The sequence below is a fragment of the Streptomyces prasinopilosus genome (assembly GCF_001419695.1).
Lineage (GTDB): Bacteria > Actinomycetota > Actinomycetes > Streptomycetales > Streptomycetaceae > Streptomyces > Streptomyces prasinopilosus.
Window position 1 is genome coordinate 1 of the sequence record NZ_LIRG01000922.1, and the last position, 3,565, is coordinate 3,565.

Sequence of the window (3,565 nt, forward strand, 5' to 3'; positions counted from 1 at the left end):
CACAGGCGAAGGGCCCCGGGTGAACCCGGGGCCCTCGCCTGTGTCCTCGTGGGTCGGACGCGTCGCTCACCCGCGCGCCGACCGGTCGCTAGTCGCTGCTGCTGAAGATCGCGATGAGCCTCAGGAACTCGAGGTAGAGCCAGACCAGCGTCAGCGTGAGGCCGAAGGCGGCGAGCCAGGCCTCCTCGCGCGGGGCACCGTAGGCGAGACCGTCCTCGACCTGCTTGAAGTCCAGGGCGAGGAAGCAGGCACCGAGGATGATGCCGATGACGCCGAAGATGATGCCGAGCGGGCCGCTGCGGAAGCCGAGGCCGTCACCGCCGCCGAACACCGCGAACAGCAGGTTCACGGACATCAGCAGGATGAAGCCGAGCGCGGCCGCCATCACGAAGCCGTAGAAGCGGCGGTTGACGCGGATCCAGCCCGCCTTGTACGCCACCAGCACACCGACGAAGACCGCCATGGTGCCGAGCACGGCCTGCATGGCCGCACCGTCGGCGATGCGGTTGTCGACGACGCTGGAGATCACGCCGAGGAACACGCCCTCGAACGCGGCGTACGTCAGGATCAGCGCGGGCGCGGCCTTGCGCTTGAAGGACTGCACGAGGCCCAGGACCATGGCGATCAGCGCGGCGCCGATGCCGATGCCGTAGGACCGGCCGAGGTTGGCGTCGTCCACGGGCAGCAGGGCCCAGGCGAGCGCGGCGAAGACGATGAGCACGCCGAGCGTGGTGCCCGTGCGCATGACGACGTCGTCGATGGTCATCCGGCCGGCGGCGACGGGCGCCTGCGGCGCACCGTGCTGCACGTCCTGCTGGCCGTACGGGTTCTGCGCGTAGGGGTTCTGCGCGTACGGGTTGCCGGTGGGCTGCGCGTACGGGTTGCCCTGCGTGGCGACAGCGGGACCCCCGGCCTGCGGCGCGGTGTTGAAGCCCGCGTAGCCGTTGTCGCGGCTGAACCCCCGTCGCGAGAAGACCGGGTTTCTGCTCCTCATTTCACTCCTCCATGGCCACACGACGCGGCCTTGGGCTCAAGAGTAATAGGTAGGCAAAGGAATGACCCCCCTGCCCGAGAAGGATCTTTCCCTCGTTGTGCTGCACAACACGCTACGCGGCGGTGCGATTCCCCTCACCGCGGGACGCCGAACCATGACCTGTCCGGTACCTTCCCGGGACCGGCCCCGCCCGTTCCGGCCCTTCCCGGGTCCGCCCAGGACCAGCGCGGACCCCCGGCCCCGGTGGCCGCCGCCGGTGTCGACGGCCGGACCCGTGAGATCGAGGGACGCGCGTACGGCGGATCGGGGGAAGCCCGCGCACCCGGACCGGCTGCACCGGCACGTGGCCGGAGGCGTCGCCGTCGCCGGGGCCACGCCGGAGGCGCGCCTTCGACACCGCCGACGGTCGTGAGCCGGGTGCCGTCGACGCCGTCCAGGACGTCGGGGGGTCGATGCCCCACCCGGGCACCCGCCCGTCGGACCGCGGGGCGAACGCGTCCGGGGACCCCGGCCCCGTGGAGACGACGTCGTCCGCGCCCGGGACAAAGCGCTCTACCTCTCGTGGCTCGCGGACGCCTACCTCGCGGCCGGGGAAATCGAGGAGGCCGCCGCGGTGACCGGCCGGGCACTGACCCTGTCCACCGGCGTGGCCTCCGTACGCCCTCGCCAGCGGCTCACCCCGGTACTGGCGCAGCTGGGCCGGCACCGGGACGTCCCGTCCGTCCGTCACCTGCTGGAGAGCGCCACCGCCTAGGACGACGCGGGGTCCACACTGCCCTTGATCCACTCCAGGCAGCGGGCCGCCCCTGTGATCGGCGTGGCGATCACCTCCGGGTTGTCCCACGGGTGCGCGTCGAGGAGATACCGCTCCAGCTCCGGGTACCGCTCGCGCGTCGTCGTGAGGAGCAGCCGCCACTCCTCGCCCTCACCGAACTCCCCGAGGTGCCAGAACACCGACGTGACGGGGCCGATGATCTGCGCGCCCGCAGCGAGCCGCGCCTTGACCGCCCCCTGGGCCAAGTCGACGGCGTTCTCGCGGACGGGCGTAGCGGTCGATACCTGCACGTAGTCAGTCATGGCCGGGAGAGTAACGGCCCCCGTCTCCGAGGGGGCAGTACCCGCAGGATGTCAAAGCCGTGCGTGCCTCACGGCAGAGCCCCATGTAGCCGCCTGCGCGGTGAGGCATGACGAGCACAGGGGGTTCCCGCCGTCCGGGCCACCTCACCCGGCACAGGCCGACAGCACCGGGCGTGAACGCCTTCCCGTTCTGAGGGCAGAGGCAACCGCCGGAACAGGGGTGCGTCGAAGATGGTGCCCGGAGCCGGACTCGAACCGGCACGCCCCCAGCAGGGGCAGCGAGGTTTAAGCTCGCCGTGTCTGCATTCCACCATCCGGGCAGGCCATGGGCTCCGCTTCGGGCCCCCCGAGCCTATCGGGACCCCTCATCCGAACTGCGGGGTGGTGGGCCGATGTTGTCTTATTTTATTGGCGCCTGAGGGTGTATCAGGCCACGGGAATCGCCATCAGCACATGCCACCAGCCGTGCGTGCGGGGACCCGCCGCACGTACGGAATGACGGAATTTCACCGTCTGAACAAGGGCGCTCCACCTGTTCTTGCGGCATCGGGTGTTCAGCCGGCTCCGCTCGGCCCGGACCCGCCCCCGGTCCGGGCCCGGGGCGCCCCGGTCCGGGCCCGGATCCGCCCTCCCGGTCCGGGACGTCTCCCCCTCGCTCCGGGTCGGCCGTCATCCGCAGGTATGACGGCGGGCCCCGGGGTCCACCCCGAGTCGCCCCCCGGAACCGGAGCTGGGGCTGACTCCACGGGAGCCCGCGGACGGAACGATGGATCTCGTCCCGTTGCCGTGAAACGCCGTACCGTCAGGAGTGTCCATCCCGTGACCACCGCACCCTCCCCCGGACTCCGTCCGGGGGGACCCGCAGCCGACCGGACCACCGCCGTGGCCGCACGTGCCACGGAGCTGTCGAAGACCTACGGCCAGGGTGAGACCCGGGTGGTCGCCCTCGACCAGGTCTCCGTGGACTTCCGGCAGGCCGAGTTCACCGCGATCATGGGCCCCTCCGGTTCGGGCAAGTCCACCCTGATGCACTGCGTGGCCGGTCTCGACACGTTCTCGTCCGGTTCCGTGCGCATCGGTGACACCGAGCTGGGGTCCCTCAAGGACAAGCAGCTCACCCGGCTGCGCCGGGACAAGATCGGCTTCATCTTCCAGGCGTTCAACCTGCTGCCGACCCTGACGGCCCTGGAGAACATCACCCTCCCGATGGACATCGCGGGGCGCAAGCCGGACCGGCAGTGGCTCGACACGGTGATCGGGATGATCGGCCTGGCCGACCGGCTGAGCCACCGGCCGTCCCAGCTGTCCGGCGGCCAGCAGCAGCGGGTCGCGGTCGCGCGGGCGCTGGCCTCCAGGCCCGAGATCGTCTTCGGCGACGAGCCCACCGGGAACCTCGACTCCCGTTCCGGTGCCGAGGTGCTCGGCTTCCTGCGCAACTCCGTGCGCGAGCTGGGGCAGACGGTGGTCATGGTGACCCACGACCCGGTCGCCGCG

The 3,565-nt window shown here is 71.2% G+C and carries 4 protein-coding genes and 1 tRNA gene; 2 read left to right on the forward strand and 3 right to left on the reverse strand.

Going from position 1 to position 3,565, the window contains the following annotated elements; genetic code table 11:
- Positions 1 to 88 precede the first annotated feature (88 nt).
- Entirely contained in the window at positions 89 to 994 is a 906-nt protein-coding gene (locus tag AOK18_RS28540; RefSeq protein ID WP_055696195.1) for a Bax inhibitor-1/YccA family protein, read from the reverse strand.
- A 613-nt stretch (positions 995 to 1,607) separates the two neighbouring features.
- On the opposite strand from AOK18_RS28540, the gene AOK18_RS34920 reads away from it, so the two are divergent.
- Positions 1,608 to 1,748, forward strand: a complete 141-nt coding sequence (locus tag AOK18_RS34920; protein WP_240503351.1) for a hypothetical protein — start codon at positions 1,608 to 1,610, stop codon at positions 1,746 to 1,748.
- Here AOK18_RS34920 and cutA read toward each other — a convergent pair.
- Complete coding sequence (gene cutA / locus AOK18_RS28545; protein ID WP_055573746.1) at positions 1,745 to 2,071, reverse strand: divalent-cation tolerance protein CutA; 327 nt, start codon at positions 2,069 to 2,071, stop codon at positions 1,745 to 1,747. The two genes, AOK18_RS34920 and cutA, sit on opposite strands and share 4 nt — an antisense overlap.
- Positions 2,072 to 2,303: 232 nt before the next feature.
- A tRNA-Leu gene (locus AOK18_RS28550) sits at positions 2,304 to 2,391 on the reverse strand.
- 499 nt (positions 2,392 to 2,890) lie between these two features.
- On the opposite strand from AOK18_RS28550, the gene AOK18_RS28555 reads away from it, so the two are divergent.
- On the forward strand, positions 2,891 to 3,565 hold a 675-nt coding region (locus tag AOK18_RS28555; protein WP_055696196.1), incomplete at its 3' end, for an ABC transporter ATP-binding protein.